Annotated in this window: 2 protein-coding genes; one reads left to right on the plus strand and one right to left on the minus strand. The window is 73.2% G+C overall.

All coding sequences use genetic code 11. The annotated features are described in order from the left end of the window. A partial coding sequence (locus tag IE312_RS40145) for an NAD(+) synthase (protein WP_229899781.1) occupies window positions 1-1,318 on the minus strand: 1,318 nt, incomplete at its 3' end. Between the two features lie 97 nt (window positions 1,319-1,415). On the opposite strand from IE312_RS40145, the gene IE312_RS15075 reads away from it, so the two are divergent. After that, a complete protein-coding gene (locus tag IE312_RS15075; RefSeq protein WP_189982000.1) occupies window positions 1,416-1,820 on the plus strand; it encodes a hypothetical protein in 405 nt (134 codons plus the stop codon). Window positions 1,821-2,004: the final 184 nt, after the last annotated feature.

Genomic DNA, 2,004 nt, shown 5'->3' on the forward strand with positions numbered 1-2,004 from the left:
GCCGCGCGGTCGGCGTGATGTCCAGCTCGGCGGCGGTGACGCCGAGCGCGCGCATCAGCTTGTGGGCGTTGTCCTTGGTGTGGTCGCTGGTGGCGAAGCCGGGCAGGGTGAAGGCGAGGATGTCGCTGCGCGGCCGGCCGGCGCGGTCCATCGCCCGGGCGGCGACGATCAGCGCGTGCGTGGAGTCGAGCCCGCCGGACACGCCGATGACGACCTTGGGCCCGCCGATCGCCGCGAGCCGCTGCTGGAGGCCGGCGACCTGGATGTTGTAGGCCTCGTAGCAGTCCTGGGCGAGCCGCTCGGGGTCGGCGGGCACGAACGGGAACCGCTCGACGCGCCGGCGCAGCCCGAGGTCGGTGAGCGGCGGGTCCAGCTCGAAGGAGACGGTCCGGAAGTCCGAGGTGCGGGCGGCGTGGGCCCGGCGGTTGTCGTCGAAGGTGCCCATCCGGTGCCGTTCCTGCCGCAGCAGGTCCAGGTCGACGTCGGCGACCGCGTACTGGTCGCCGAGCGGGAAGCGGTCGGACTCGGCGAGCAGCACCCCGTTCTCGTAGATCATGGTCTGCCCGTCCCAGGACAGGTCGGTGGTCGACTCGCCCAGGCCGGCCGCCGCGTAGACGTAGGCGGCCAGGCAGCGGGAGGACGCCGAGCGGCACAGCAGCTTGCGGTCCTCGGCCCGGCCGACGGTGATCGGGCTGCCGGAGAGGTTGACCAGCACGGTGGCCCCGGCGAGGGCCGCCTCGGCGCTCGGCGGCACCGGCACCCACATGTCCTCGCAGATCTCCGTGTGCAGCACCAGCCCGGGCACGTCCGCGGCGGCGAACAGCAGGTCCACCCCGAACGGCACCTCCGCGCCCGCGACCCGGATGGTGCCGCCCCGCTCGTCGTGGCCGTCGGCGATCTGCCGGCGCTCGTAGAACTCCCGGTAGGTCGGCGGGTACGACTTCGGTACGACACCGAGGACCCGGCCCCGGTGCACCAGCACCGCGCAGTTGTAGACCCGGTTGCGGTGGCGCAGCGGGGCACCGACGACCAGCACCGGCAGCAGCTCGGCCGATCCGGCGACGACGGTGCCGAGGGCCGCCTCGACCTGGTCCAGGAGGGCGTCCTGGAGCAGCAGGTCCTCGATGGAGTAGCCGGTGAGGCCCAGCTCGGGGAAGACGGCGACGGCGACGCCCTCGTCCGCGCAGTCGCGGGCCTGGCGCAGGACCGCTTCGGCGTTGGCGCGCGGGTCGGCGATGACGGTGTGGCCCGTGCACGCGGCGATGCGCGCGAAGCCGTGGCTGTAGAGCGACCAGAAGTTCAACGGGGCTTCCTTCATGTCTGGAAGCCTAGATCCCGGTCGTACCGGGGTACTCAGGCGCACCCTGAGTACCTTCGCTCTGACGGCTGCCGGTGCGGGGCGGGAGGCTCGTGACATGCGCCGACGACTCGTGACGACCTCCTCCCGCGTCCTGCCCTTCCTGGTGCCGGCCCTGGCCGCCCTGGCGGCGTGGGCCGGCTGGCTGGGCTGGGACCAGCAGCGGGACGTGCACCCGGACGGCTCGACGAGCGGCCCGTACGAGCCCTGGCAGGTGGTCGGCCTGGTGCTGACGCTGCTGCTGCCGGTGTACCGGGCCGTGTCCCGGGGCCACACCGCGGGCGCGGTCCTCGGCACCACGGCCGGGCTGACGGCCGCGGCCTGGTACGACTGGTCGGACGACGCCAGCGGCCTCTTCGTGATCGGTGTGGGCCTGGTCATGACCGGCAGCCTCGCCGCGACCGCCGCCGTCTCCGGTGTGACGACCCTGGTCGGCCGAGGCACGCGTCGCACCGCGTCCTGATCCCCGGCCGGCCGTGCCGGGAGGCCCCGCGGACGGCCTTGCGACCCGCTGATGATCACCGTTACAGTCTCGAACGAGCCCCGTATGGGCCTACGTATGGAGGTAGCGGCTACTCAGCCAGCACAGAGACCGGCTCGTCCGTCTCTCGCAGTCTCGTCGACCCCTGAAGCGGGGGTCCACTGCG

It is taken from the genome of Streptomyces capoamus, from assembly GCF_014654935.1.
Classification (GTDB): Bacteria; Actinomycetota; Actinomycetes; order Streptomycetales; family Streptomycetaceae; genus Streptomyces; species Streptomyces capoamus.

What these genes read in the sequence shown, in the direction of transcription:
- IE312_RS15075 (WP_189982000.1), top strand. Translation starts at nt 1,416, where the DNA reads ATGCGCCGACGACTCGTGACGACCTCCTCCCGCGTCCTGCCCTTCCTG.